This window comes from Antarctobacter sediminis (assembly GCF_019218285.1).
In the GTDB taxonomy this organism is placed as follows: Bacteria; Pseudomonadota; Alphaproteobacteria; order Rhodobacterales; family Rhodobacteraceae; genus Antarctobacter; species Antarctobacter sediminis.
The window spans coordinates 1-24,039 of sequence record NZ_JAHUZG010000007.1; the positions used below are offsets into that span (position 1 = coordinate 1).

Annotated in this window: 25 protein-coding genes; 7 read left to right on the forward strand and 18 right to left on the reverse strand. The window is 63.5% G+C overall.

Annotation, left to right across the window (positions count from 1 at the left end; genetic code table 11):
* Positions 1 to 91 precede the first annotated feature (91 nt).
* The 7 genes from betB to KJP30_RS22400 form a co-directional block, all read right to left on the reverse strand.
* Positions 92 to 1,552: a betaine-aldehyde dehydrogenase gene (betB, locus tag KJP30_RS22370; protein WP_218451669.1), complete on the reverse strand. Its 1,461-nt coding sequence runs from the start codon at positions 1,550 to 1,552 to the stop codon at positions 92 to 94.
* Between the two features lie 106 nt (positions 1,553 to 1,658).
* Entirely contained in the window at positions 1,659 to 3,167 is a 1,509-nt protein-coding gene (betC, locus tag KJP30_RS22375; protein ID WP_218451671.1) for a choline-sulfatase, read from the reverse strand.
* Positions 3,164 to 3,730, reverse strand: a complete 567-nt coding sequence (gene betI, locus KJP30_RS22380; protein WP_218451681.1) for a choline-binding transcriptional repressor BetI — start codon at positions 3,728 to 3,730, stop codon at positions 3,164 to 3,166. The genes betC and betI overlap by 4 nt, the downstream gene beginning before the upstream one ends.
* Before the next feature lie 92 nt (positions 3,731 to 3,822).
* Positions 3,823 to 4,851 carry a DUF1036 domain-containing protein gene (locus KJP30_RS22385; RefSeq protein ID WP_218451685.1) on the reverse strand — a complete coding sequence of 343 codons (1,029 nt, stop codon included), beginning with the start codon at positions 4,849 to 4,851 and terminating at the stop codon, positions 3,823 to 3,825.
* A gap of 84 nt (positions 4,852 to 4,935) precedes the next feature.
* Positions 4,936 to 5,103, reverse strand: a complete 168-nt coding sequence (locus KJP30_RS22390; protein WP_246594707.1) for a hypothetical protein — start codon at positions 5,101 to 5,103, stop codon at positions 4,936 to 4,938.
* A gap of 142 nt (positions 5,104 to 5,245) precedes the next feature.
* Positions 5,246 to 6,145 (reverse strand): DMT family transporter, encoded by a 900-nt coding sequence (locus tag KJP30_RS22395; RefSeq protein ID WP_224874475.1) that lies wholly within the window; start codon positions 6,143 to 6,145, stop codon positions 5,246 to 5,248.
* A 42-nt stretch (positions 6,146 to 6,187) separates the two neighbouring features.
* Positions 6,188 to 6,784 carry a LysE/ArgO family amino acid transporter gene (locus tag KJP30_RS22400; protein ID WP_218451696.1) on the reverse strand — a complete coding sequence of 199 codons (597 nt, stop codon included), beginning with the start codon at positions 6,782 to 6,784 and terminating at the stop codon, positions 6,188 to 6,190.
* Between the two features lie 132 nt (positions 6,785 to 6,916).
* On the opposite strand from KJP30_RS22400, the gene KJP30_RS22405 reads away from it, so the two are divergent.
* A complete protein-coding gene (locus KJP30_RS22405; RefSeq protein WP_218451697.1) occupies positions 6,917 to 7,627 on the forward strand; it encodes a DUF5765 domain-containing protein in 711 nt (236 codons plus the stop codon).
* Here KJP30_RS22405 and KJP30_RS22410 read toward each other — a convergent pair.
* Entirely contained in the window at positions 7,624 to 8,379 is a 756-nt protein-coding gene (locus tag KJP30_RS22410) for a hypothetical protein (RefSeq protein ID WP_218451699.1), read from the reverse strand. The two genes, KJP30_RS22405 and KJP30_RS22410, sit on opposite strands and share 4 nt — an antisense overlap.
* A gap of 148 nt (positions 8,380 to 8,527) precedes the next feature.
* Between KJP30_RS22410 and KJP30_RS22415 the strand changes: the two genes are divergently transcribed.
* Positions 8,528 to 9,643 carry a hypothetical protein gene (locus KJP30_RS22415; protein ID WP_246594708.1) on the forward strand — a complete coding sequence of 372 codons (1,116 nt, stop codon included), beginning with the start codon at positions 8,528 to 8,530 and terminating at the stop codon, positions 9,641 to 9,643.
* 69 nt (positions 9,644 to 9,712) lie between these two features.
* On the opposite strand, the gene KJP30_RS22420 is transcribed toward KJP30_RS22415, so the two are convergent.
* Positions 9,713 to 10,462 carry a YebC/PmpR family DNA-binding transcriptional regulator gene (locus KJP30_RS22420; RefSeq protein WP_218451701.1) on the reverse strand — a complete coding sequence of 250 codons (750 nt, stop codon included), beginning with the start codon at positions 10,460 to 10,462 and terminating at the stop codon, positions 9,713 to 9,715.
* 125 nt (positions 10,463 to 10,587) lie between these two features.
* Between KJP30_RS22420 and KJP30_RS22425 the strand changes: the two genes are divergently transcribed.
* Entirely contained in the window at positions 10,588 to 11,322 is a 735-nt protein-coding gene (locus KJP30_RS22425; RefSeq protein WP_218451703.1) for a glutamine amidotransferase, read from the forward strand.
* Positions 11,323 to 11,325: 3 nt separating this feature from the next.
* On the opposite strand, the gene KJP30_RS22430 is transcribed toward KJP30_RS22425, so the two are convergent.
* From KJP30_RS22430 to KJP30_RS22460, 7 genes are all read right to left on the reverse strand, one after another.
* Positions 11,326 to 12,480: an MFS transporter gene (locus KJP30_RS22430; protein ID WP_218451704.1), complete on the reverse strand. Its 1,155-nt coding sequence runs from the start codon at positions 12,478 to 12,480 to the stop codon at positions 11,326 to 11,328.
* A gap of 137 nt (positions 12,481 to 12,617) precedes the next feature.
* Positions 12,618 to 13,361: a 1-(5-phosphoribosyl)-5-[(5-phosphoribosylamino)methylideneamino]imidazole-4-carboxamide isomerase gene (locus KJP30_RS22435; RefSeq protein ID WP_218451715.1), complete on the reverse strand. Its 744-nt coding sequence runs from the start codon at positions 13,359 to 13,361 to the stop codon at positions 12,618 to 12,620.
* Positions 13,362 to 13,480: 119 nt separating this feature from the next.
* Complete coding sequence (locus KJP30_RS22440; RefSeq protein WP_218451716.1) at positions 13,481 to 15,259, reverse strand: SLC13 family permease; 1,779 nt, start codon at positions 15,257 to 15,259, stop codon at positions 13,481 to 13,483.
* Positions 15,260 to 15,284: 25 nt separating this feature from the next.
* Positions 15,285 to 16,205 carry a DMT family transporter gene (locus KJP30_RS22445; protein ID WP_218451719.1) on the reverse strand — a complete coding sequence of 307 codons (921 nt, stop codon included), beginning with the start codon at positions 16,203 to 16,205 and terminating at the stop codon, positions 15,285 to 15,287.
* Positions 16,202 to 17,017: a TIGR00282 family metallophosphoesterase gene (locus KJP30_RS22450; protein WP_218451721.1), complete on the reverse strand. Its 816-nt coding sequence runs from the start codon at positions 17,015 to 17,017 to the stop codon at positions 16,202 to 16,204. The genes KJP30_RS22445 and KJP30_RS22450 overlap by 4 nt, the downstream gene beginning before the upstream one ends.
* Positions 17,018 to 17,111: 94 nt before the next feature.
* Complete coding sequence (locus KJP30_RS22455; RefSeq protein ID WP_218451723.1) at positions 17,112 to 17,861, reverse strand: FG-GAP repeat domain-containing protein; 750 nt, start codon at positions 17,859 to 17,861, stop codon at positions 17,112 to 17,114.
* Positions 17,861 to 18,184: a 2Fe-2S iron-sulfur cluster-binding protein gene (locus tag KJP30_RS22460; RefSeq protein WP_218451725.1), complete on the reverse strand. Its 324-nt coding sequence runs from the start codon at positions 18,182 to 18,184 to the stop codon at positions 17,861 to 17,863. Before KJP30_RS22460 ends, KJP30_RS22455 begins: the two co-directional genes overlap by 1 nt.
* Positions 18,185 to 18,386: 202 nt before the next feature.
* Between KJP30_RS22460 and KJP30_RS22465 the strand changes: the two genes are divergently transcribed.
* The 3 genes from KJP30_RS22465 to KJP30_RS22475 all read left to right on the forward strand — a co-directional run bounded on the left by KJP30_RS22465 (position 18,387) and on the right by KJP30_RS22475 (position 20,175).
* Positions 18,387 to 18,719 (forward strand): OB-fold nucleic acid binding domain-containing protein, encoded by a 333-nt coding sequence (locus KJP30_RS22465; protein WP_218451727.1) that lies wholly within the window; start codon positions 18,387 to 18,389, stop codon positions 18,717 to 18,719.
* Between the two features lie 107 nt (positions 18,720 to 18,826).
* Positions 18,827 to 19,354 carry a peptidoglycan-binding domain-containing protein gene (locus tag KJP30_RS22470; RefSeq protein ID WP_246594709.1) on the forward strand — a complete coding sequence of 176 codons (528 nt, stop codon included), beginning with the start codon at positions 18,827 to 18,829 and terminating at the stop codon, positions 19,352 to 19,354.
* A gap of 38 nt (positions 19,355 to 19,392) precedes the next feature.
* Positions 19,393 to 20,175 (forward strand): pyrroline-5-carboxylate reductase family protein, encoded by a 783-nt coding sequence (locus KJP30_RS22475; RefSeq protein ID WP_218451728.1) that lies wholly within the window; start codon positions 19,393 to 19,395, stop codon positions 20,173 to 20,175.
* A gap of 83 nt (positions 20,176 to 20,258) precedes the next feature.
* On the opposite strand, the gene KJP30_RS22480 is transcribed toward KJP30_RS22475, so the two are convergent.
* Positions 20,259 to 21,653: a DegQ family serine endoprotease gene (locus KJP30_RS22480; protein WP_425515729.1), complete on the reverse strand. Its 1,395-nt coding sequence runs from the start codon at positions 21,651 to 21,653 to the stop codon at positions 20,259 to 20,261.
* Positions 21,654 to 21,987: 334 nt separating this feature from the next.
* Positions 21,988 to 22,758 (reverse strand): SDR family oxidoreductase, encoded by a 771-nt coding sequence (locus KJP30_RS22485; protein WP_218451731.1) that lies wholly within the window; start codon positions 22,756 to 22,758, stop codon positions 21,988 to 21,990.
* Between the two features lie 312 nt (positions 22,759 to 23,070).
* Here KJP30_RS22485 and KJP30_RS22490 point away from each other — a divergent pair, with 312 nt between their 5' ends.
* Positions 23,071 to 23,976: a LysR family transcriptional regulator gene (locus KJP30_RS22490; protein WP_218451740.1), complete on the forward strand. Its 906-nt coding sequence runs from the start codon at positions 23,071 to 23,073 to the stop codon at positions 23,974 to 23,976.
* The last annotated feature ends 63 nt before the right edge of the window (positions 23,977 to 24,039 follow it).

Genomic DNA, 24,039 nt, shown 5'->3' on the forward strand with positions numbered 1-24,039 from the left:
TGTGGTCGGATTGGGGCCGCGAGGATTTCATCAAGGCGCTCCAACAACAGATGCGCGACGGCTTCCTCGCTCTGGCGCCCGCAAGCGCGCCTCAGAACGGCGCTTCCACGTCACCCATGCGTACAAAAACCGATTTCAACTGCGAGAAATGGTTGATCGCCGCCTTGGAATTTTCGCGCCCGACGCCGGACATCTTCATGCCGCCAAAGGGCAGTTCCACCGGCGCGTCATTGTACGAGTTGATAAAGCACGACCCAGCGTCCAAGGCCCCGATCACCCGGTGCGCCCGCGCCAGATCCCGGGTAAACACCCCGGCGGACAGGCCCATGGTGGTGTCATTGGCCCGTGCGATCACCTCGTCCTCGGTTTCGAAATCCAGCACCGACATCACCGGGCCAAAGATCTCTTCGCGGCAGATTGTCATGTCGTCGGTCACATCGGCAAAGACCGTCGGTGCGATGTAGAACCCGGGTCGCTCCAGCGCCGCGCCGCCACAGACCAGACGTGCGCCTTCGGCAATGCCTTTCTCGATATAGCCCAGCACGATCTCGCGCTGCCGCTGGCTGACCATTGGGCCAAAGGTCGTGGCCTCGTCCATCGGGTCACCGATCACCGCGCCTTGCAAGCGCGCCGCCATACGGTCGAGGAAGGCCTCCTTGATCCCTTTCTGCACAAAAACCCGCGTGCCGTTGGAACAGACCTGCCCCGAGGAATAGAAATTCCCTAGGATCGCCCCGCCCACGGCGTTTTCCAGATCCGCATCGCCAAAGATCACCAGCGGGGATTTCCCGCCCAACTCCATCGTCACATGTTTCATGCCATCGGCGGCGGCCGCATAGACCTTGCGCCCTGTCGGCACCGATCCGGTGAGCGAGACCTTGTCGACGCGCGGATCCCCCACCAGCGCCGCACCCACGGCGCCCATGCCCTGCACAACGTTGTACAGTCCGGCAGGCGCGCCCGCCTCCATCAGGATCTCAGCCACCTTGAGCGCACACAGCGGGGTCACTTCCGACGGCTTGAAGATCATCGCATTGCCGCAGGCCAGCGCAGGCGCGCCTTTCCAGCAGCTGATCTGCGTCGGGTAGTTCCACGCCCCGATCCCCACGCAAAGCCCCAGCGGTTCGCGCACGGTATAGCCCCAGTTGCCATCGGGCAGCTGCACATGTTCGCCGGTCAGGCTGCCTGCCAGACCGCCGAAATATTCCAGCGCATCCGCCGCGCTGGTCGCATCGACATAGAGCGTTTCGGACAGCGGTTTGCCGGTATCATAGCTTTCCAGCTCGGAAAGCTCCCGGTTGCGTTCGCGCATGATGTCGGCGGCGCGGCGCAGCACCCGTCCGCGCTCGGTGCCGCTCAGCTTGCCCCATTCGGCTTGCGCGCGACGGCCGCTTTCGATCGCGCGCTCGATCACGGCGGGCGTGGCGGCATGGACCTTGGCGATGACGTCGCCCGTGGCCGGATAGACCACCTCGATCACCTCGCCTGCACTGTCCTCAAGATATTGCCCGTCGACGAAATGCGACGCCTTGGGTTGCGTGTCGTAGCTCATCTCTTTGCTCCTCGGCCGGGTCAGCCCGGCGATGTCTGGTGCCGACCCGCCGGTTTTCCGGACGGGGGTGGGCGGGTGGGCCGTCCGGAAAACCGGCGGCCCGCTGTCATTCTCCGCGCGGAAAGCGTTGGTTTTCCTCGACCACGTTCAGGTCCATGTGATTGCGCATGTAGCGTTCGCTGGCCTTTTGCAGCGGTTGGAAATCCCATGGGAAATAGCCGCCCTGCCGCAGGGCCTCGTAAACCACCCAGCGCCGCGCCTGACTTTGCCGCACCTCGGCGTCGAACCGTTCAAGATCCCAGCGCGCCGCCGCCTTGATGCGAAACCGTTCCAATACCTCGGCGTGGCCCGGATCCTCGGCAAGGTTGGTCAGCTCATGCGGATCCGCCTCCAGATCGAAAAGCTGTTCCGGGTCCAGCGCGCAATTGGTGTATTTCCACCGGCCCTCGCGCAGGCAGACCAGCGGCGCATATGACGCCTCGGCCGCGTATTCCATTGCCACCGGCGCCACGCGTGGCCCGCCCCGCATTACGGGCGCCAGGCTTTCGCCCTCTGTCCAGGGCATGACCTCGGACATGTCCACGCCCGCCAGATCGCACAGCGTCGGGCACAGGTCGATGGTCGACACGGGCGCGTTGACCCGCCCACCGTCTTGCCCGGGGACAGAGATCATCAGCGGCACCCGCGCCGAGCCTTCGTAGAAGTTCATTTTGAACCACAGGCCACGTTCGCCCAGCATGTCGCCGTGATCGCTGACAAAAACCACCACGGCCTCTTGCCGGGTGTCGTCCAGCACCTTCAGCAACTGGCCGATCTTTTCGTCGAGATATGAGATATTGGCGAAATAGGCCCGGCGAGAACGGCGAATATCCTCTTCGGTGATATCGAATTTCCGCCAGTCGTTCGCATCGAAAATCCGCTGCGCGTGCGGGTCGTGATCCTCATAGGCCATGGCCGGGACTTCGGGCAGCAGATGCTCGCAATCCTCGTAAAGATCCCAGAACCGCTTGCGCGCCACGTAAGGATCATGCGGATGGGTGAAGCTGACGGTCAGGCACCATGGCCGGTCGTCATGGCCCCGGGCAAGGTCATATAGCTTGCGCTCGGCGTGATAGGCGACCTCGTCATCGTATTCCATCTGGTTGGAGATCTCGGCCACGCCCGCGCCGGTGACAGAGCCCATGTTGTGATACCACCAGTCGATGCGCTCGCCGGGCTTGCGGTAATCCGGGGTCCAACCGAAGTCGGCAGGGTAGATATCCGTGGTCAGCCGTTCCTCGAACCCATGCATCTGGTCGGGGCCGACAAAATGCATCTTTCCGCTGAGGCAGGTCTGGTAGCCCGCGCGGCGCAGGTGATGCGCATAGGTGGGAATGTCGCTCGCGAATTCGGCGGCATTGTCATAGACGCGCGTCATGCTGGGCAGTTGGCCGGACATGAAACTGGCCCGCCCCGGCGCGCAAAGCGGCGAGGCAGTATAGCTGTTGGCAAAGCGTGTCGACCGTTCGGCCAGTGCCCGCAGGTTGGGCACATGCAGCCAGTCCACAGGGCCATCCGGGAACAGCGTGCCGTTCAACTGGTCCACCATCAGGATCAGGATATTGGGCTGGGTCATGGCGTCCTCATCAGGGCATGGGCGGCTTGGGTGACCTGCGCAGCGGCGCCTGCGACACCGCCGCCGGACAGGGCTGCGCGCAGGTAAACCCCGTCGATCAGCGCGGCGATGGTTGTGGCCACCGCCTGCGGATCCTCGGCCCTGCCCCGCAGCGCGTGGACAAGGTTCGACTGCAACCGCCGCTGATAGATGTGCAACAGCCGCGCCGCCTCCGGTTCACGCCGCGCAAGAACATAGAAATTCAGCCACGCGGACACGGTTTCGGGTTGGAAACAGCTGTCGGCGAAATTTGCGGCGATCACCGCCTCCAACCGCCGATCGTTCGGTGCCTCGGCCAGCGCAGCGCGCACTTCGGCCCCGTATTCGCTGAGGATGTGGCGCATGGCGGCAAGAAAGATCTGCGACTTGCCGCCGTAGTAATGATGCGCCAGCGCGCTGGACATGCCGGCACGTTTGGCGATGCGCGACACGGTTACGTCGAGGCTCCCGACCTCGCCGATTTCGGCCACCGTAGCCTCCATGAGCGCCGCACGCCTGATGGGTTCCTGTCCGATCTTGGGCATGATCGCAGGATGGTTTTTATTGACTGGCGAGTCAATCAAGAAAAACACGCCAGTCCAGAACAGTCTGCCAAGGGCCTCGCCTTGGCGCAGGGTCAGTCTATGCGGCGATAGGTCAGGAAATTGCCGCGTCCGGGATTGATCAATTCCAGCCGGTCAGCGGTGATCTCGCCCAAATGCACGCAAAAGCTGTCCTGCGTTTCCAGTTCAGTCCGGGTCAGTCCGATGCCCTCGAACGGGGCGTCGGGACAGGTCTCGCCCAGTGTCATCCATTGGTGTCCGATGAACTCTCCGTCATAGTAATCATAGACATCGGCCCCCTGGATCGTCATCCGCGAGGCAGGATCGTCGACAGATTGCCAACTGCCCTGCAACAGCTGCCGTTCTTCGGAAAAGAAATCGCCGTCAAAGACTTCGGTCACGCGCGACAGGACCACCTCGACGGTGATGTCGCCGTAGTTCACCATGTCGCCTTCGATCTCGACGGCCAGCGGCATCGGCCAGTATTGCAGATCATCCAGCAAGGTATCGTCGCCACCGCCGCCGTAATATGCGTGATAGCGCCAGCCCTCGATCTCGAAACTGCAATAGTCCAGCCCGTCGATCAGTTCGCAGCCGGTAAAAATCCCCTGTTGGGTGAAGGGTTCGCCCAGACTGCCGCGTGCAAAAGGATAGGAAATCTCCAGCGGTCCGGCCTCGTCTCCATGGTCCGGATCGATTGGATCGGGCGCGCCGCCATCGGCCACCAAGGTCAGGGTGAAATCGGCGGCATTCCCGGTGTCCACCTTGCGAAACCGCGTGCTGTCATAGCCGCGCTCAGCGCAATCCGCATCGCCTTGAATTGTAAAGGCGTCCCCTGTGCTGCAAAATGAGAAAGGCCCATCAAAAGAGCCACCCTTCACCGTGGCGCGGTAGTAAAAATATCTCCGACCAAGCTCGCGCCCCATGACGATTTTGCATTCGCCCGGGTCCAGCCCCCACCAGCCTTCAGAGGTCCAGATCCCTCCGGGGGCCTCATAACCGATGGCCACGCTTTGGCGCAGATCCGTGTCGTTACAAACGCTCAGGCCCGCCACCGCGGCCACTGGCAGCATGCCCAGCGCAAGGCTCGCTGCTGCAGTCATCAATCCTGTCATGCCGATCCTCCCTTTGTCGGGGAACATCAGACACATCGGCCCGACGCGCTGTCGAGCCTTTTTGGCAAATTGTCAGACCTCGATCGTGCCAAGCACCGTATTCTGAGGCAAGCGCGCCACTTCGACGCCACGATCCGTCCGCCGCAGGTTGTATCCATAGCCGCGCATACGGAACCGCCATTCCGCCTCGGACAGGACCTTGCTGCGCTCACTCAACAAGAAGTCCTGAATCTCATCCATATTCTCGGTCAATTTTCCCTCCGCAAACATCCTTTCACTCCTCAAATGCTGCCGACGATAGCTTGCAGCATCGTTAAAAAATGGGGCGCAATCGCGCCCACGGCAGGGAAACTCTAAGAATTGTGAACAATCAGGAGGGCAGTCAGCCCTTTGTTTCCGGCACCAAGGGGGTAATGCGCCGCTTCAACACCGCCTCACGCCAGGTGATAAAGACGACCGCCGCCAGAATCAGTGACCCGCCTCCGACAACCCAGGGATCGACCGGTTCGCCAAAGGCCAGTGCGCCCAGCGACACGGCCCAGACCAGTTGCAGGAAGGTAACCGGCTGCGTCACGGTGACGGGGGCCGCGGCAAAGGCCAGCGTCATCGTATAATGACCCGCCGTGGCAAACAGTGCGACCCCCATCAGGATCGCCAGTTCGCCCCATGTCGGCCAGACCCAGACGGCAATGGCCAGCGGTGCCAGCCCGATGGTCACCCCCACCGACAACAGCGCCACGACCAGCGCCGCGCTGACCTCGCCCGACAGGATCTTGGCCAGCAGGTAGGACCCCGCAAACAACAGCGCAGTCGCCAGCATGGCGAAATGCCCGGGATCAAGCTCGCGGAACCCGGGTCGCAGGATCATGAAAGCGCCTACCAGCGCCGCGACGATGGCCATGACCCGGCGAAAGGCCAGTCTCTCGCCAAGGAAAAACACCGCCAGAACGGTGACGTAAACCGGGTTGAGGTAATTCATCGCCGTCACCTCGGCGAGCGGGATGCGCGTCATGGCAAAGAACCACAGCGCCACACCCACCGTGTGGAACACCGCACGCAACGAAAACAGCCCCCAAAGCCGCGGCGTCAGGCGCATCCGGACCAGTTTGGGAACCAGCGGAACAAAGAAGATGAGGCCAAGCACATAGCGGAGGAAGGCGGACTCGGCAGCGGGGATACGCGGCCCCAACATCTTGACCAAAGCTGTCACAGCGACAAAGCTAAGGCCTGTCACCACCATCCAGAATACGCCCCGCGCGGGGCTTTGCGCATGTTCCGCCATGGCACCGGCTTATCGGATTGACCGGCGGGCACAAGGCCCCGCCTACATCCAGATAAGCTTGGCCGCGATGGCCCACATGGTCAGGCCGACAAACAGATCCAGCACCTGCCATGCCCGGGGCCGCGCAAAAAGCGGAGCAAGTGCGCGCGCGCCGTAACCCAGCGAGAAGAAAAAGACGAAGGACGCAGTCATGGCGCCAACGGCAAAGGCCACACGGGCATCATATTGCGCCGAGATCGCCCCCAGCAGAACAACCGTATCAAGGTAGACATGCGGGTTGAGCCACGTCAGCGCAAGGCAAGTCAGCAGCGCCGCCCGCAGGTCCTGCGCCTCGGCCCCGGCTTGCAGCGCTTCGCCGCCTTTCCATGCCGAATACAAGGTCTTGGCCCCGTACCACAGAAGGAAAGCAGCGCCAAAGATGCGCATCCCCCATTCGAGCCCGGGGATTGCCGTCGCCAAGACCCCGAACCCGGCCACGCCGGCGGCGATCAACGCCGCGTCGGACAGCGCGCAGACCAGAACAACGGGCAGCACGTGCATTCGGCGCAACCCCTGACGCAAGACAAAGGCGTTCTGAGCCCCAATCGCAAGGATCAGGCTGAACCCAAGCGCAAACCCCGCCACCAAGGCTTCGAACATCTCCCTTACCTCCGACCGGAAAACCACCCGCAGCAACTGGCAAAGCTCTGCAACAGAGGCAAGGCAAAACCGATCAGGAGACATTGACCCGGAAGCGGAAATCCCGCCACTGTGGCCACAAGGAGCAAGTGCATGTGCTGGAATGAAACCGTCACCTATTCCATGGCCGGTCTGGGCGCCGCCGCAACCTTTGTGGCATGGCGGCGTGGCGAGCCAGCCGGAATCTGGGGCACAATCGGCTATTTCACCGCGATGGAAGGGTTGCAAGCCTGGGGTTACAACGTGGTGGACCAATGCGGTTCGCCCGGCAATCAGGCGGTAACGCTGCTGTCCTACTTGCACATCACGCTGCAACCCATCGTGGTGAACCTCTTTTGCATGGCGCTGGTCGGTTCTGCCATCACCCCGCGCATCAGGCGGCGGGTTCTCGCCATTTCGGCGCTGGCCTCGGCCATGTTGATGGCGCGCCTGATCCCCCTGCCCCAGTTCGGCATCTGCCCACCCGGAACACCGCTATGCGGCATCGGCCTGTGCACGATTTCCGGCAATTGGCACATCGGCTGGACAATCCCATTGAATGACCTTTTCAGCCTTGCACGGTGGGTCGGTCCCATCGGCCAGTTCCCCGATTACATGCTGGCCTGTCTGATCCTGCCCTGCTTTTACGGGGCGTGGCGCTTTGCCCTGCTCAATGCCTGCGCCGGGCCCATGCTGGCTTCGGTCCTGACCAAGAACCCCAGCGAAATGCCCGCCGTCTGGTGCCTGTTGTCGGTGGCGCTGGTTCTGATCGGCCTCAGCCCGTTCTTCCGGCGTCAGGTCTTTCCCCCCGGCGCACCGGCTTAGCGCGGGGTTCGTCCCGGCGGATGAAACAGGTATTCCGCCAACAGGCCAAGCTTGAACGGCAAGCGTCCCTTGCGCTCGACCAGTTGTTTCAACGTCATGCGCCGCCGCCGAACGATCTGGCGGGCGATGCGAAATTCCGTCCGACGTTTCCACTCCAGAAAACGCTCGGGCAGGAAACGGCGAATGAACTTCCACAGCCAGGCCAGTTGAAGAAAGGCCACCGCCTTGAAAACCATCTTTTCCAGGCTCTTCGAGGTCATCTTGATCGTCGCGCTGAGCGCCGCCACCAGCCACAACGGCAATTGCACCGAAAACAAAACCAGCCACAGGCCAAGCGATGTGACCGACAGTGCCAGTGTCGCAAAGAGGATCACCAACCAGGCCACCGCGCGTTCCATCCGGCTTAGCCCGTTGAACCATGCCATCAGCCGCGCATAGTGCCGCTGGATGATCGCCAGATACCCTTTCACCAACAACTGGATGCGGCGCAGGATGGCCTTTCCCAACATGATCGGCACCACCGTGGTGGTGATCCATTTCTTGATGATCTCGACGCGAAAGAACATCGCGCCCTGCGTCTTGAGCCACAGCAACACCGCGCCCAGTTCCACGCCGGCCAGCTTTTTCAACAGAATCTTGGCCTGCGTCAGGATCAGCCCCAGCGCGATCAGCACTTCGTGGCCAAAGTACCATGTCGCCGCGCCGGACAGCGCCACGAAAACCAACAGCAAGATAAGCGCCCGGATCAGCATGTACCCGGCTTAGGCGGTTTTGCAGGCATCCCGCAAGACTGGCCCGTCGTCCGCGATCCGGCGCAGGCTCGACAAGACCGGGGGCGCCTGTCACACTCTGCCTTGTCCCCGCGCGCTGTGGCGGGGGCCGACAGGATGGTACGGACCGATGGCAAACCTGCTTTGGATCGTCCTCCTTTGCCTGTCGCTGGGCTCTGCCTCTGCCGTCATGGCCGACGCCGAGATCCATGTTATCGCGGTCGGCAAAGGCCATGAAACGGACGACTATTACGCCCTGCCCGAAGCCCGTGTTCTTGTGGACCGGCCCGGACAGGAGGTCAGCCTTGTGCTGCTGGACGGCGGCGACCTGCGATGGAAGGTCGAGGCAACCCAAGGTACGTTCATCACGCAGATCCTGCTGGGTGGCCCCCGACCACAGGACAGCAAGGTCATGCTGTTCGGCACTCCGATGATGGGGGCTCAGACCGCCGGTCTGCCGCTTGTCTACCACCCGCATGGTCAAGAATTTCGCGCCTTGGTCAAGGACCTGACCGACCGGCTGTCCGCGCCGCGCCTGCACAGTTTTCAGGCCACCCACAAGGCCCGCGATGTGCCGCTGCGGATTGATGCCGTGGACACCATCACCCCACAACTTGCCCGCAATTATCTGTCGGACCTGCTACATGATTCTGGCGATCTGCCTTCCGCATTGCGGCGATGGATCAGCACCGGGGGCGCGTTTCAGACCCATTCCGTGCTGTTCGACGAAAGCGGTTTTACCCTGATCGGCCCAAACGAACGGCGGCATTTCCCCCGCCCGCCCGAAATGCCTGCGATCCTCTTGCCAGTGGGCGGGCTCTATTCCCCCGACCACCAGGAACTCTATGGCCTGAGTTATGGCGCCGAAGGCTATGTTTATGCGGTCGATACAGCAAGCGGGGCATGGCGCGTCATCACCAGCCTGCATGGCTATGACGCGGCGGCGATGCACTTTGATGCGGACAGCCGACAGGTGATCCTGACCGGCGCGTTTTCCCGTCCGGGGGATGTCAGGATCATCGGGCTGGACGGTTCGATCCATGCGTCCTTTGTCCCGGCCACCGGATTTCCCGGGCTTTCCGACCTTTCCGATTTTGGCAATGAACATGGGCCGCCGCTGGTCCCGCGGGCTTATTCCGAAGGATGGCTGTTGTTATCAGCCGAAGGTCAGGGCAATGCCCACCGGCTTTATGCGTTGAAACCGAAGACCGGCGAGGTCCGGCTGCTGCGCTATCACGACGACTGAGCCGGAACCGTCTGGCAAAGAAAAACCCCCGCCGAGGCGGGGGCGATCCTTGTCAAAGCGCATTGCGGGTCAGGCGTTTTCCAGCTGCGCCATGACCTCGTCGGAGGCTTCGAAATTGGTGGTGACGCGCTGTACATCGTCGTCATCCTCCAGCGCCTCGACCAGACGCATCAGCGACTGCATTCCGTCAAGGTCCAGTTCGGTCGTGGTGGTCGGCTTCCACACCAGCTTGGTCGATTCCGACTCGCCCAGTTCGGCCTCCAGCGCGGTCGACACCTCGTTCAGGTCAGTATCGGCGCAATAGATGATGTGACCGTCTTCCGAGCTTTCCACGTCTTCGGCCCCCGCCTCGATCGCGGCCATCATGACGTCATCCGCATCGCCCACCGACGCGCCGTAAACGATTTCGCCCTTACGTTCGAACATGAACCCGACAGAGCCGGTTTCACCAAGGTTGCCGCCGTTCTTGGTAAAGGTCGACCGCACGGTCGAGGCCGTCCGGTTGCGGTTGTCGGTCATCGCCTCGACGATCACAGCGACACCATTGGGGCCATAGCCCTCATAGCGGATTTCTTCGTAATCCTCGGCGTCGCCGCCAACCGCTTTCTTGATGGCGCGTTCGATATTGTCCTTGGGCATTGACTGGCCCTTGGCTTCCTTCACCGCCAAGCGCAGGCGCGGGTTCTTGTCAGGGTCGGGATCGCCCATCTTGGCGGCGATGGTGATTTCCTTCGACAGCTTGGAAAAGATCTTGGCCCGGATCTTGTCCTGACGGCCCTTGCGGTGCTGGATGTTTGCCCATTTGGAATGGCCGGCCATGGTCGGTGTGCCTCTTTATCGGGTGTCCTTGATATCCGCGCCTCTATATTCCAGCGCCGCCCCTCTTGCCAAGTCCGCGCGCGTGTCGCGTTGCGCGGCGGCTTTCCTTGCGCTAGCGCTGAAACATGAGCCGATTCCTCCTGCTTCAATTGCGCCCGGAAACCGAGGCCAGCGATTCCGAATTTCGCGCCGTGCTGGACAAGTCCGGGCTGGACGCATCGCGCCTGCACCGGATGCGCCTTGACCGTGAGGATCTGCCGCGCGACCTCGACCCGGGCGACTACGCCGGGGTGATCGTCGGCGGCGGGCCGGGATGTGTCAGCGACAAACCCGCCGAGAAGGACCCGGTCGAACGGCGCATCGAAGAGGCGATCCTGCGCCTGATGCCCCGGATCACCGCAGAGGACATCCCCTTCATGGGGTGCTGTTACGGCATCGGCATTCTTGCCCACCACCTTGGCGCCGAAGTGTCGAAAACCCGGTTTGGCGAACCGGTGGGGGCGGTGACCTGCTATATGACGGACGAGGGCGAAAAAGACCCGCTGACAGCCGGTCTGCCGCGCAGTTTCGACGCCTTTGTCGGCCACAAGGAGGCCGTGCAGCACCTGCCCAAGGGTGCCGTTCATCTGGTGTCATCGGGCCCCTGCCCTTACCAGATGATCCGCTATGGCCAGAACGTCTATGCCACGCAGTTCCACCCCGAGGCGGACGCGGCCGAGTTCGAGACAAGGATTCACATCTATCGCCATCGCGGCTATTTCGCCCCCGAAGAGGCCGACACGCTGATCCAGATGTGCCGCGCCGCAGATGTGACCGAACCGGCGCGCATCCTCGAAGGATTCGTGGAACGGTACGGCTAGGATTCAGGCCTTTGCAAGACTGCCACCCCGCCCAAGGGCCGAGGCAAACAGCGCAATCAGCAAGGCAATCCCGCCGACCATGAGGAAGGACATCCGCAGCGAGGTCGCCTCGGCGATGAACCCGATGGCCGGCGGCCCCAGCAGCATCGCGCCATAGCCCAGCGTCGCGACCGAGGCGATGGCCTGCCCGGCGGGCACCTCCGGGTCATGCGCCGCGCGGGAAAAGGCCATCGGGATCACGGCGGCATAGCCCATGCCCATCAGAACGAACCCGACCAGCGCAATCGCCAGCACATCGGTGCCGACACACAGGAAATAACCGCCCGCCGCCAGCACGCCCGCCACCCGGGCGACCATTTGCGGGCCGAAACGGGTGATGATCCGGTCGACGCTCAGACGCATGATGACCATGGTGATGGAAAAGGCAGCATAGCCCAGCGTGGCCTGCGATTCGGGCGCGCCCAGCACGTCGCGCAGGTAGACCGCGCTCCAATCGACCGCCGCCCCTTCGCCCAGCCCCGCACCCAACGCGATGACGCCGACAAGGATCAACGGTCCGCGCGGGAAGGCGAACATCGGCGCTTTGCCCGGCGACAGGCGTATGCGCGAGGTCCAGGGCGCCCGCAGGAACGGCCAGGCCAATAGGCCCGAGATCACCGCCGCCGCAAGGAAATGCATGCCGGTGCCCGCGCCCATGCTGGTGGCAAGGAACCCGCCCGCCGCGCCAAGCCCGGCGCCAAGGCTCCACATCGCGTGGAAGGAGGACATGACCGACCGGCCCATGTGCTCTTCGACCTCGGTTGCCCAGCTGTTCATGGCCACGTCCATCGACCCGTGACACATGCCAAAGGCGAACAGCGCAAGTCCCAGCAGCGCCACGCTGCCCGCAAACCCCACACCGACAATCGACAACAGGTAGACCACCGCGATCCATCGCGTCACCCGCACGGCACCGTGGCGATCCGACAGGCTGCCGGCCAGCGGAAAAGAAATCAGCGCCCCGATTCCCATCAACAGCAACAGCACGCCCAGCGTGCTTTCCGACAGGTCGAGCGTGTCGACATAGGTGGGCACGCGCGAGGCCCAGCAGCCCAGCAGGACGCCGTTCAGGGCAAAGCCCGCAGCGACGCTGCGCCATGGGGTCAGGATCTTGGACATCGCACTTCTCCCTGCCGCTGCCGGGTCCCGGCACACCACCCGGACCCGCGCCAGTAATCAGGAGAAGCCTCGACACACAAGGCGTGTCGGGCGAACGCGCCGGAAAATGCCGGACATCGCAGCCCGGCCCCATCACCTCAGATGAACTGCGCGCGCTCTTCCGGCACCGGCTTGACGATCTCCAGCGCCTGTTCAAGGTCGATGCTTTTGTCGAACAGCGCCCGGCCCACGACGGCGCCCGCCAGGTGCGGCACGTATTTCATGCGCGACAGGTCATCCAGCGACCGGGTCAGCCCCCGGGCAATTACCGGGGTGCGGGTTTCCGACGACAGTTGCGTAACCAGTGCAAGGCTATCCTCGGCCTCATCCAGATCGGCGTCGATGTCGGTCACGATAAAGGCCGCCAGCGGGCTGTCCGCAAAAGCCTTGAGCACAGCAGAGGGCACCATGGCGCTTTGCTCGCGCCAGCCCTCGCCTGCGACGTGGCCTTTGTAAACATCGACCGACACGACGATCTGTTCGGGAAAGGCGCGCGCGGCCTCTTTCACAAGGTCCGGCTGCTGCACGGCCAGTGTACCAACGACGATGCGCCCCGCCCCGGCCTCGATCCATTCCTCGATCCGCTTGAGCGACCGGAACCCGCCGCCCAGCTGGACGGAGGCACCGGCGGTGCGGATGATCTCACGCACGGTGTCGGCATTGCGCTCGTCGCCCTGCAACGCGTCGAAATCGGTGATGTGAATCCATCCGGCCCCGGCCTTGGCAAATTCCGCCGCCTTGGCAACCGGGTCCACATGCCAGATCTGCGGTTCTTCCATGCGCCCACGGAACAGGCTGACACAGCGGCCTTCCAGAAGCTCGATCAGGGGGTAAAGGATCATGCGGGTCTCCCTTCCGGCACAAAGCTCTTTGCACCCTGTGGTAGGAGGATTCGCCCGCTGCCGCAGTACCGGTTACGACACTTCGCGGTCCGGCCAAGACAAGGCCGCACCACCCAAGGTTACAGGGGCCAAAACAGCGGAATCAACAGCGCGGCGACTGCCCCGATGCTAAGGTTCAGCGGCAGGCCCACCTTGAAGAAATCCGAGAACTTGTAACCGCCCGGCCCGTAGACCAGCGTATTGGTCTGATAGCCGATGGGCGTGGCAAAGCTGCACGAGGCGGCCACCATGACCGCCACCACCAGCGGGCGGGGATCGACACCAATGGCCGCCGCAAGGCTGATGGCAATGGGTGTGACGACCACGGCAACCGCGTTGTTGGACACGGTTTCTGTCAGAATGCTGGTCAGCAGGTAGACCGCCCAGATCATCAGCGGCGCGGGCAGTTGCGCCATGATCGGGGCAATGGCGCTGACGATCATCTCTACCGCGCCCGAGGCCTGCAAGGCCGCGCCGATGGCCAGCATGGCAAAGATCAGCGCCAGCAACTGCCCTTCGACAAAGGAAAACGCCTCATCGGCGTCGATGCAGCGGGTCAGCAGGACAAGGGCCACGGCGACCACCGCCAGCGACAGGATCGGCGCGATCCCCAGCGCCGACAGCACGACGATGCCCGCCAGCGCGCCCAGCGCCAGCGGCGCATGGCCGCGGCGGAAGGCCCGCGCCGAGGGACGCGCAACATCGACAAGGTCCATCTCGTCGGCCAGCCGCTTGATGTCTTCGGCATTGCCTTCCAGCAGCAGCGTGTCCCCAACGCGTACCACCAGGTCATCCAGCTGCCGCCCGATGTTCTGGTTCCGCCGATGCACCGCCAGCGGGTAGACCCCGAACCGCCGCCGCAGACGCAGCGCGCCAAGGCTGCGGCCCACCATCTTGCACCCGGGGGTAATCAGCACCTCGACCGTGGTGGTTTCCTTGGCCGAAACCTGATCGACACGCTTGAGTTCCTTGTTGGTCTGCAACGACAGCAACTCGGTCATCTGCGTCCGCAGAACCACCCGGTCGCCCACCTGCAATTCGACCCCTTGCAGGTTGCGCCGCAGCGATTCATCGCCTCGGATCACGTCGATCAAACGCACGCCGTCGCGTTTGAACAACTGCACGCCCAGCACCTCGCGCCCGATCAGGTTCGACTCAGGCGGGATCACCGCCTCGGTAAAGAACTTCATCCGCGAACGGTCAGACAGCATTCCCGCCATCGAGGTCCGGTCCGGCAAAAGGAAACGCCCGACAAGGAACAGGTAGGCCATGCCAAAGGCCACAAGGATCACCGCCAGCGGCGTCACCTCGAAAATGGTGAACGGTTCCAAGCCCTGCGTGCGCGCCACGCCATCGACCAGCAGGTTTGTCGAGGTACCGATCAACGTCAGAGTGCCGCCAAGGATTGCCGCGTAGCTCAGCGGGATCAAAAGCTTGGACGGTGCAATTCCCAGCGTCTTGGCGATCTGCACAAAGATCGGCAGCATCACCACCACAACCGGTGTATTGTTCATGAAAGCCGAGGCAACGACCACCACCAGCAGGATCCCGGCGATCGCCTGTTTTGGCCTTCGCACCACCTGATCCTGCGCAAATCCGGTGAAGGCATCCAGCGCCCCGGTGCGCACCAAGGCTCCCATCACCACGAACATCGCCGCGATGGTCCAGGGCGCGGGATTGGACAGCACGTCCAGCGCCGCCTCATAGGGCAGCACCCCCAGCAGCAGCAGAACCGCCACACCACCGATGGCCGTGACCTCTGTAGGATAGGTTTCGCGCACGAAGAGCACGAACATCGCCGCCACCACGGCGAGCGTCACCATCGCCTGTCCGGTCTGGCCCAGTTCGATCCCGATCATATTCCGTTCAGCTCACCGCCTGCTCTCAACCGGCCGCATTCTGACCTGCCACAGGGGCGGGCACAAGCGGTTTACGCTGCGGCTGCACAAGGATCATACCCGCCAACATCAGAGCCAGCGCCGTCCAGACCCATCCTGCATAGCTTTCCGACAGAAAGATCATGGCCCATGTGACCCCGAAAAGCGTCACCAGATAGCTCACCTGTGCAGCAAAAACGGCGCCCGTGCGCCCGACCAGCCAGACATAGGCGGCATAGGAAAAGGCGTGCAGACCGGCGCTGGCGATCACCGCCTTGTCCGGCGCGGTCAGCGGCAGCTTGGGCACGATGAACTGCCCGCTGGCCAGCGCCAGAGGCAGGCTTGTCAACGCGCCCACGACAGAGGCCCCCGCCAGAACCTGCACCGCGTCCAGCCCGCCGGTGCCCCATTTGCCCACCACATTGCCCTCGACCGCGTAGCAGGCCGACGCCAGAAGCGCGATCCCGATCCACACGACCTCGGTGCCTTGCGGCAGGCTGGTTTCGGGCAGCACCAACAGCGCCACGCCGCCAAGGCCCAGCATCAGCCCCAAAACCCGCCCCGGCGCAAGACGATCGGTGCCCAGAGCCAGCGCGATGGGCAGCGAAAACATGGGCACCGAACTCAGCAGGATCGACAAAACGCCCGACGGCAGATGCACCGCCGCCTGGTAGGACGCGATGCCCGGCGCAACCGTGCCCACAATCGCGATAAAGAGATAAAGCCGCAGTGCCCTCGGGTGGCAGGGCAGCCGTTTTCCCTTGAGCACCGTCAGCGCCCCCAGCAGAAGGCCCACCAGAACCGTCTGCCAGAAGATCAGCCCGAAATGCCGATAGCCTTCGGATACGGCGATCTTGGTCAGGGGCTGTGTCGCGCCCCAGGCGGCCCCCGTCACCACCAGGATGACAAAGGGCAAAAGCCGCGTCATGCGGGCCCGGATTGCGCCAGACGCCCGCCTTGCCGGACCATCTGCACGTTCACGGCCTTGCCGGTCAGATCGTCGGTTTCGACATAGACACCCGACAGCGTGGCCTCGCCCAGCGCCGGGCTGAACCGGCCCTTCGCCATGCCGTTGACAAAGCGGCGCAGCGGCTCCGCCGGCTCCATCCCGATGACCGAGTTGTAATCCCCGCACATGCCCGCGTCCGACTGGAACGCGGTGCCGCCCGGCAGGATCTGCGTGTCCGAGGTCGGCACATGGGTATGCGTGCCCACCACGAGGCTGGCCCGCCCGTCGCAGAAATGGCCCATACCCATCTTTTCCGAAGTTGCCTCGCAATGCATGTCCACCACGATGGCCTGCGCCTGCCCGCCCAGCGGGTGCCGTTTCAACACCTCGTCGATGGCCACGAAGGGGCTGTCATAGTTGCGGCTCATAAAAACCTGGCCCAGTGCCTGCGCCACCATCACCTTGCGCCCGCGCGCGTCCTTGTACAGGCCCACGCCGCGCCCCGGCGCCTGCCGGGCAAAGTTCAAGGGCCGCACGATGCGCGGCTCGGACTCGATGTGGGTCAGCATCTCTTTCTGGTCGAAAGCGTGATCGCCCAGCGTAATGACATCCGCCCCCGCATCAAAGATCGCCTTGGCATGATCCGCAGACAATCCGTGCCCGTTGGTCGCGTTTTCCGCGTTCACGATCACGAAATCCAACCGCCAGTCCTTGCGCAGCCCCGGCAGCCGGTCGGTTATTCCCTGCCGCCCCGCGCGGCCCATCACATCGCCAAAAAAAAGTATCTTCATGACCGATACGCCTACTGCGCCACCGTCGCCTTTGAAAGCCCCAATCGTCCCGGCCTGACACCCGGGCGCGTCTTCCCTCGCCCAATGTCGCCGGTCAGTCGCAGGCCAGCAGGGCTTCCGCCATCTCGGGGCTGTAAGGATCGCTGGCCCAACGCTCCAGCTTGCCGTCAAAGCGAACGATCATCAGGTGGCGCCAGTCGCCCGAGGGCAGGACCATTTCCGGCCCCTCGCCGCAGTCGCGCAGACCGCCGACGATATAGTCCCAGCCGATGCGGTGATTGGAAAACCCGGCAAGCGCCGCCACTTCGCTCAGGCCGCCGTCGCGATAGCGCCAGACGCGCAGCGTCTTGGCCAGATGCGGACGGTCGACATAGGCGATTTCAACATGCCCGTCGCCGTCCAGATCCGCCGCTCCGATCGGTGCGAGCCAGCGAAACCGCTGGCCAATAAACGGCGTTGCCGCCAGCGGCCGCAAATCTCCGTTCTCGACGGTCCAGATCGCCAACCGCGCGCCGCGCGCCTCGTGGCTTTCGACCGTCACGACCTCGGGACGCCCGTCGCCCGTCACGTCCCAAAGACGCGGCGCGATATCTTCAAAGACCAGCGGCGTCTCCCAGCGGCGGCGCAGGATGCGTCCGTCCGACAGGGTCACCGCCAGCGTGTCATATTCGATCTCGTCGCCCAGCACGCCATGCGGATAGCGCGTGGTTTCGCCCTCGTAGCGGGCGTCGACCGCCTGTTGCGCCGACGTCAGCGACGCCGGCAACAGGCACACCGTAACCAGTGCGCCGCGCAAAAGACGGCGCAAGGGGCACCACGGCAGACGCGGCGCCCGATCCGGCATCAGATCTGCTTCTCGGGCATCTGGACAATCAGCCCGTCCAGCGCGTCGCTGACCCGCAACTGGCAGGTCAGGCGCGAGCGCTTGGCGTCGGGCTCATAGGCAAAGTCCAGCATGTCCTCTTCCATGTCTTCCTTGGCGGGCAGCTTTTCGACCCAATCCTCGGCCACGTAGACATGGCAGGTCGAACAGGCGCAGGCGCCGCCGCAATCCGCCTCGATTCCGGGAATGTTATTGTCGCGTGCGCCTTCCATCACGGTCAGCCCATTTGCAACTTCGACGACATGCTCCGTGCCGTTGTGCTCGATATAGGTGATCTTTGCCATTTTCACCGCTCCAAACTTGATCCGACACCCTACCTAGAGGGGCTGCCCCCCGCCCGCCAGCCCCATTTGCGTCCCCACGGGAATTGATCTGCCGTTTTTGGTCTCTCGCACCGCGCCGGAACGGGGCCATGACGCGCTGTCGCTCCCAACGATTCGCAGATCGGACTTGGACTTTCGCCACAAATGTTCCATATTTGTTCGAATGAACTGGCCCCATCCTCCGTCCTGTCTGCCCGCCAACCGGCTGGCCGAACCGCCTAACGGCGCGCGCATCACCGTGGCCGGGCTGGTGATCCTGCGCCAGCGCCCCGGCACCGCCAAGGGCGTGATCTTCATCACACTGGAGGATGAGACCGGCGTGGTGAACGTGATCGTCTGGCGCAAGCTCTACGAAACCTACCGCCGTGCGGTGATCGCCGGACGGATGCTGCGCGTCACCGGGCGCGTCCAGCGCGAAAACGGCGTGACCCATGTGATCTCGGAACATATCGAGGATATCTCGCCCCTGCTCGACCGGCTGCTTGACACCCCCTGAGAGGATTGCGGCGGCGGAGTGCCGCCGCCCGTTCCGCCGCCCTAGGCAGCACAGGCCAAACCCGCTATCTTGCCCGCAAGAAAAGGCACATCAGAGGCCCGAGCAGAATGCCCATTTTCCTCCGGTTCCAGGCCATGCCCCTTGCCGCGCTGACCCTTCTGACCGCCTGCGGCACGCCGCAGACCGTTGCGCGTGACGTGCAGGACACCGCCCCGCCGCCGCAGGCAGAACACACAAAAGACGGCACCTGCCGGGCCCGCGACGTACGCCCGGCCGTCTACGAACATGTCATGGGCGAGGTGCAGGTCGTTCAGGCCGAAATCGCCGAGGATGGCACGATGATCCGCCCGCCCATCTATCGCAAGGCACCGGTGCCACGGGTTGTCCGCGAACGCGCCGAGATCACGTTCGAGGCGCCCTGCCCCGAAGAGATGACCGTGGAATTCATCTCCTCGGTTCAGCGGGCGCTGGCCGCGCGCGGCTATTTCAAGGCCGATGTCACCGGCAGGCTGGATGCCCCCACCTCTGACGCGATCCGCACCTATCAATCCGAACGCGGCTTGCAGAGTGCGCAGCTTTCGCTGGAAACCGCGCGCGCCTTGGGCTTGATTGCGGTAGAACGACCCGACGGCTGAGGCCGCAGGGAATTTGCCAAGCAATAGGGAGGCACGGGATGAGCACTGTCGGCATCATCGGAGGCTCGGGCATGTTGGGACGCGCCATCGCGCAGGCCTGGCTGGACAGCGGCACGGTCGCGGCGGGCGATCTGTGGATTGCCAATCGCAGCGGCGACCAAGGCGATTTCCCCCAAGCCGTGACAGTGACCGCTGATCCCGCAGCGCTTGTCGCCGCCTGTGACTCGATCCTGATCTGCATTCCCCCGGCACAGGTTCCCGCCCTGCGTCTGGATGCGCGGGACAAGCTGATCCTTTCGGTCATGGCGGCTGTGACCATCGACGACCTGTCGCAACTTAGCGGCAGCGCCCGGGTGATCCGCGCCATGTCCAGCCCCGCCGCCGCGCGCCGGCTGGCTTATTCGCCATGGGTCGCCGCCCCCGCCGCCACCGAGACCGACCGGGCCGAGGCCCGCCGCCTGCTGGGGGCCTGCGGCCAGGAAGACGCCCTGGAAGATGAGGCGCTGCTGGACCATTTCACCGCCCTGACAGGCCCGGTTCCGGGGTTCGTCGCATGGTTGGCCGCCGCAATGGCAGATCATGCCACGGCTCAGGGCGTTCCGGCCGAAATTGCTGACCGTGCCGTCCGTCAGTTGTTGCTGGCCAGCGGCGAGATGCTGGCCAAGGACCAGATGACGCCACAGGAGCATGTTCGCCAGATGATCGATTACGCGGGCACCACAGCCGCCGGATTGGTTCTGCTGGAACAAGGACCGGCGCGCAAACTGGTGTCCGAGGCGCTGAGTGCCTCGGCGCAGAAGGCGCGCGACATGCGTCCCTGACCTTTTCGCACCAAGAACGCAAAAGGGCGGCCCCGGGGCCGCCCTTTGTTGTTTCAGGGATGCGTCGTCGGGCCTCCGTCAGATCATTCTGCCGGCAGCGTCAGCGCGACAAACCGCGGGTCGCCATTGCTGCGCACCAACAGCAGGATCGACTTGCGGCCCTCGTCACGCGCCTCGGCGATGCGGGCATCCAGATCGTCCGTGCTGGTGATTGCCTGCTGGCTGGCCTCGGTCAGAACATCACCGGCACGCAGGCCCTTTTCATAGGCCTCCGACGTCGGATCCACATCCATGATCGCCAGACCGGTCATGCCTGCGGGCAGGTCCAGTTCCGAACGGATGTCGTCGGTCAGCGGGCTAAGCGTCAGTCCAAGCGTTTCCACCTCTGCCGGACCGGCGTCGGGCGTGCCCGGCGCAGCGGCCGGAACGGCACCGCGTGCCTCTTCGCGGCGGCCGAGGGTGACTTTCAGCGTCTGGGTTTCACCGTCACGGTTGACCACGACACGCACGGTCTTGCCCACCGGCGTATTGGCCACGACACGCACCAACTGGCGGGTATCGACCACCTCGACGCCGTCGAATGTCACGATCACGTCGCCCGCTTCCATGCCAGCTTCCTGGGCCGGACCCTCGGGCACGTCGGAAACCAGCGCGCCCTTGGCCTGTGCCAGACCCAGCGCATCGGCCACGTCGTCGCTGACATCCTGAATACGCACGCCCAGCCAGCCGCGCCGGGTTTCACCGAATTCCTTCAGTTGGTCGACCACGTTGACCACGACATTCGATGCCATCGAGAAACCGATGCCGATCGACCCACCGTTCGGTGACAGGATCGCCGTGTTCACACCGATCACCTCGCCGTTCATGTTAAACAGCGGGCCGCCCGAGTTGCCCCGGTTGATGGCTGCGTCGGTCTGGATGTAATCGTCATAGGTGCCGCTCAGGGCGCGATTGCGGGCCGAAACGATCCCGGCAGACACTGAGAAGCCCTGCCCCAGCGGGTTGCCCATCGCCATGACCCAGTCGCCCACACGCGCCGTGTTGCTGTCGCCGAAATTGACGAAGGTCAGCGGGCGTTCGGCATCAACCTTGAGCAGCGCGATATCGGTATTCGGATCCGTGCCAACCAGTTCGGCGGGCAGTTCGAACCCTTCGAAAAATTCGATGGTGATTTCATCGGCACCTTCGATCACGTGATTGTTGGTCACGATATATCCGTCGTCGGAGATAACGAAACCAGAGCCAAGGGCCGAAGACCGGCGCGGACGATCCGGACCGCCACGGTCCTGAAAGTCACGAAAGAAATCCTCAAAAGGCGACCCTTCGGGAACGATGCCGCGCGGACCGGACCGCCCCGCAACAGTGGTCGAGGTCGTAATATTGACCACGGCCGGGCTGATGCGTTCAGCAAGGTCGGCAAAGCTTTCGGGCGCGCCACGCGCCGAAGCCATCAGGGATTGCGATACAATAAGGAACATCGACAACGTCGCCAGCCAGAATAGCCTCAGCGGTGTCTTGTTTTCCTGCGTCAGAGCGAGGGATTGCGGTTTCAATGGGGTCTCCTTGTCTCTGCCAGTCAGCAGGCGCAAAAGCCTACGCACCGCCGCCTGCCTCCTATCTGTCAGTGTGACAAACATAGGTGCGCGCGCGCAACACCAAAGGGCAGAATCGCATGCTCACCGGGTTGTGAGGATGACCACACGGGCCGGATCGGCGTTTTTTCGCTCTCCGGCCATGTGGCCATCCCTTTTCCACAAGACGCAAGACCCGTGTCAGCCCCCAGATCGTCGGGTGCCCGCCATTGTTGGCGCGTCAGGCTCTCATCGGGGGAAGACCGGCAAGCCGCCGCCCCTCGTCGGACTTCAACGAAAAGTCAGTGCCCAGATAGGCGTCTGCCGCTGTTGTCGTCAGCCATTCTATGGCCTGCGCCACCCAGTCCGGCGGGATATGCGCTGACCAATCCAACTGACTGACCGGGTTAATTCCAGAAAAGCGGATCTGTTCCTGCATACGCGTCGCCACCGTTCCGGGACTCAGGCCGATGACGCGAACCCCGGTGCCGCGGTACTCCTTGTCTGCCACCCGGGTCAGCGACAGCACTGCCGCCTTGGTAGAACAATAGTGGCTCCACCCCTCCAAAGCCGAGGTCGCCGCGCCAGAGGATATGTTCACCACGGTGCCGCCACCCTGCGCGACCATCTCGGGAATGGCGTACCGCAGCCCGTGATAGACCCCTTTGAGGTTTACATCGACGACTTGCCCCCAGGCTTCCGGATCGCTTTCGCCCAAAGGCGCAATCGGATCGATCATCCCTGCATTGTTCACCAGCAGGTCAATCCGCCCGGTTTCGTCCACGGTCGCGTCGATCAGGGATTTTACCTGCGACGCGCTGGCAACATCCGTTTGCCATGCACAGGCTGACAGCCCCTTTGCGGTCAACTCCTCTGCGATGGCGGCGATCCGGCGGGCGTCGCGCGCCGCCAGAACCACATGGGCGCCAAGCGCCGCGAAATGGCGCGCTGTCGCTTCGCCGATGCCCCGACTGGCGCCGGTCACGACGACGGTTTTGCCTTTGAAGATCATGGGGCGCATCCCAGAAAAAACCTTTGCATCAAGGGCGTTCCGGCACTGGCGGTGTCGGACATGGGCACGTCGTCCGACACAGCAAGGGCGTCGTGGATCGACGGGATCGTCATCGCGATGAACCTAGACCCATCAGGCAAATTGGCCTTTCTGGGGTCCGGCGATCCGTCCCGGGCGGTTTCAGGGATGAGCAGTTGAATTTCGGGCATACGAAGCTCCTTGGTGAGAATTTCCGATGCAATCCGGTTTATCGCCTACAAATTTCGCGATAAATTTCGACATGGTCCCAACTCTCATGCAGAAAGCGCACGAATGAACATCAACGACCTTGCGCTGATCCAAGAAATTGCCCGGCTTGGCAGTTTTGCCGCCGTCGCCCGGCAGCGCGGCGTCGACCCGTCCTCGATCGGGCGGGGTGTTGCCGGGATCGAAGCGGAACTTGGCCTGCGGCTGTTCGCGCGCACGACGCGGCGCATGGAGTTGACAGAGGCCGGGGCGCTGTATCTAGCGCGGATTGCCCCGCTGACCGAAGAGTTGGATCGGGCGCGGGAAGAGGCGCGCGCAATCCAATCGGAACCGCGCGGCACGCTCCGCCTATCGGCCTCTGCCACCTTTGGTCAGAACTTTATCGTCCCGCGCCTTGCCGATTTCCGGGCGGCCAACCCCAACGTGGCCGTCGAAGGGCTGTTTTCGGACACCAATATCGATCTGGTGGCCGACCGGATCGACCTTGCCATCCGTCTGGCCCCCGAGGTCGAAGGCGACTATGTGGTCAGCAAGCTCATGGACACGCGCTATCACGTGGTGGCCGCGCCCGGCTATTTGGCCAAGGCCCCGCCGCTGCACAGCCCCGCGGACATGGCAAACCACCGTGCCATCCTCTTTGCCCTGCGCGATTTCCGGTCCCGGTGGATCTTTCGGAATCCTATGGGGGACGTGATCGAACAACCGGTCTCCGGCGATGTCCTCCTGTCCCCGGCTGGGGCGGTCCGCGACGCCGCGCTGGCGGGGCTTGGTCCGGCCATGTTGCCCGACTGGCTGATCCGGGAAGATCTTGAAACCGGTCGTCTTGTCACCTGCATCGCCGGTTGGGACGTGACGGCCACAACCTTTGACACGGCCGCATGGCTTGTCTTCCCAAGCCGAAGCTTCGTCCCCGGCAAGGTCCGTGCCATGATTGATTTCCTGAGAGGCGAAGGCACGCCCGCGCGCCCGTAGCAGGATCGGCCCGCTTGTCATCACCTGGCAGGTTGATCTTGTCCGCCAGATGCGATCATGGCT

Coding starts and splice junctions, on each gene's coding strand:
- betI (WP_218451681.1), bottom strand. CDS start 3,730: ATGCCCAAGATCGGACAGGAACCCATCAGGCGTGCGGCGCTCATGGAG.
- KJP30_RS22460 (WP_218451725.1), bottom strand. CDS start 18,184: ATGGCAAAGATCACCTATATCGAGCACAACGGCACGGAGCATGTCGTC.
- KJP30_RS22480 (WP_425515729.1), bottom strand. CDS start 21,653: ATGTTCCTTATTGTATCGCAATCCCTGATGGCTTCGGCGCGTGGCGCG.
- KJP30_RS22455 (WP_218451723.1), bottom strand. CDS start 17,861: ATGCCGGATCGGGCGCCGCGTCTGCCGTGGTGCCCCTTGCGCCGTCTT.
- KJP30_RS22405 (WP_218451697.1), top strand. CDS start 6,917: ATGTGCTGGAATGAAACCGTCACCTATTCCATGGCCGGTCTGGGCGCC.
- KJP30_RS22425 (WP_218451703.1), top strand. CDS start 10,588: ATGAGCCGATTCCTCCTGCTTCAATTGCGCCCGGAAACCGAGGCCAGC.
- KJP30_RS22430 (WP_218451704.1), bottom strand. CDS start 12,480: ATGTCCAAGATCCTGACCCCATGGCGCAGCGTCGCTGCGGGCTTTGCC.
- KJP30_RS22395 (WP_224874475.1), bottom strand. CDS start 6,145: ATGGCGGAACATGCGCAAAGCCCCGCGCGGGGCGTATTCTGGATGGTG.
- KJP30_RS22385 (WP_218451685.1), bottom strand. CDS start 4,851: ATGACTGCAGCAGCGAGCCTTGCGCTGGGCATGCTGCCAGTGGCCGCG.
- KJP30_RS22420 (WP_218451701.1), bottom strand. CDS start 10,462: ATGGCCGGCCATTCCAAATGGGCAAACATCCAGCACCGCAAGGGCCGT.
- KJP30_RS22485 (WP_218451731.1), bottom strand. CDS start 22,758: ATGATCTTCAAAGGCAAAACCGTCGTCGTGACCGGCGCCAGTCGGGGC.
- betC (WP_218451671.1), bottom strand. CDS start 3,167: ATGACCCAGCCCAATATCCTGATCCTGATGGTGGACCAGTTGAACGGC.
- KJP30_RS22400 (WP_218451696.1), bottom strand. CDS start 6,784: ATGTTCGAAGCCTTGGTGGCGGGGTTTGCGCTTGGGTTCAGCCTGATC.
- KJP30_RS22475 (WP_218451728.1), top strand. CDS start 19,393: ATGAGCACTGTCGGCATCATCGGAGGCTCGGGCATGTTGGGACGCGCC.
- KJP30_RS22470 (WP_246594709.1), top strand. CDS start 18,827: ATGCCCATTTTCCTCCGGTTCCAGGCCATGCCCCTTGCCGCGCTGACC.
- KJP30_RS22465 (WP_218451727.1), top strand. CDS start 18,387: ATGAACTGGCCCCATCCTCCGTCCTGTCTGCCCGCCAACCGGCTGGCC.
- KJP30_RS22445 (WP_218451719.1), bottom strand. CDS start 16,205: ATGACGCGGCTTTTGCCCTTTGTCATCCTGGTGGTGACGGGGGCCGCC.
- KJP30_RS22435 (WP_218451715.1), bottom strand. CDS start 13,361: ATGATCCTTTACCCCCTGATCGAGCTTCTGGAAGGCCGCTGTGTCAGC.
- KJP30_RS22415 (WP_246594708.1), top strand. CDS start 8,528: ATGGCAAACCTGCTTTGGATCGTCCTCCTTTGCCTGTCGCTGGGCTCT.
- KJP30_RS22390 (WP_246594707.1), bottom strand. CDS start 5,103: ATGGATGAGATTCAGGACTTCTTGTTGAGTGAGCGCAGCAAGGTCCTG.
- betB (WP_218451669.1), bottom strand. CDS start 1,552: ATGAGCTACGACACGCAACCCAAGGCGTCGCATTTCGTCGACGGGCAA.
- KJP30_RS22440 (WP_218451716.1), bottom strand. CDS start 15,259: ATGATCGGGATCGAACTGGGCCAGACCGGACAGGCGATGGTGACGCTC.
- KJP30_RS22490 (WP_218451740.1), top strand. CDS start 23,071: ATGAACATCAACGACCTTGCGCTGATCCAAGAAATTGCCCGGCTTGGC.
- KJP30_RS22450 (WP_218451721.1), bottom strand. CDS start 17,017: ATGAAGATACTTTTTTTTGGCGATGTGATGGGCCGCGCGGGGCGGCAG.
- KJP30_RS22410 (WP_218451699.1), bottom strand. CDS start 8,379: ATGCTGATCCGGGCGCTTATCTTGCTGTTGGTTTTCGTGGCGCTGTCC.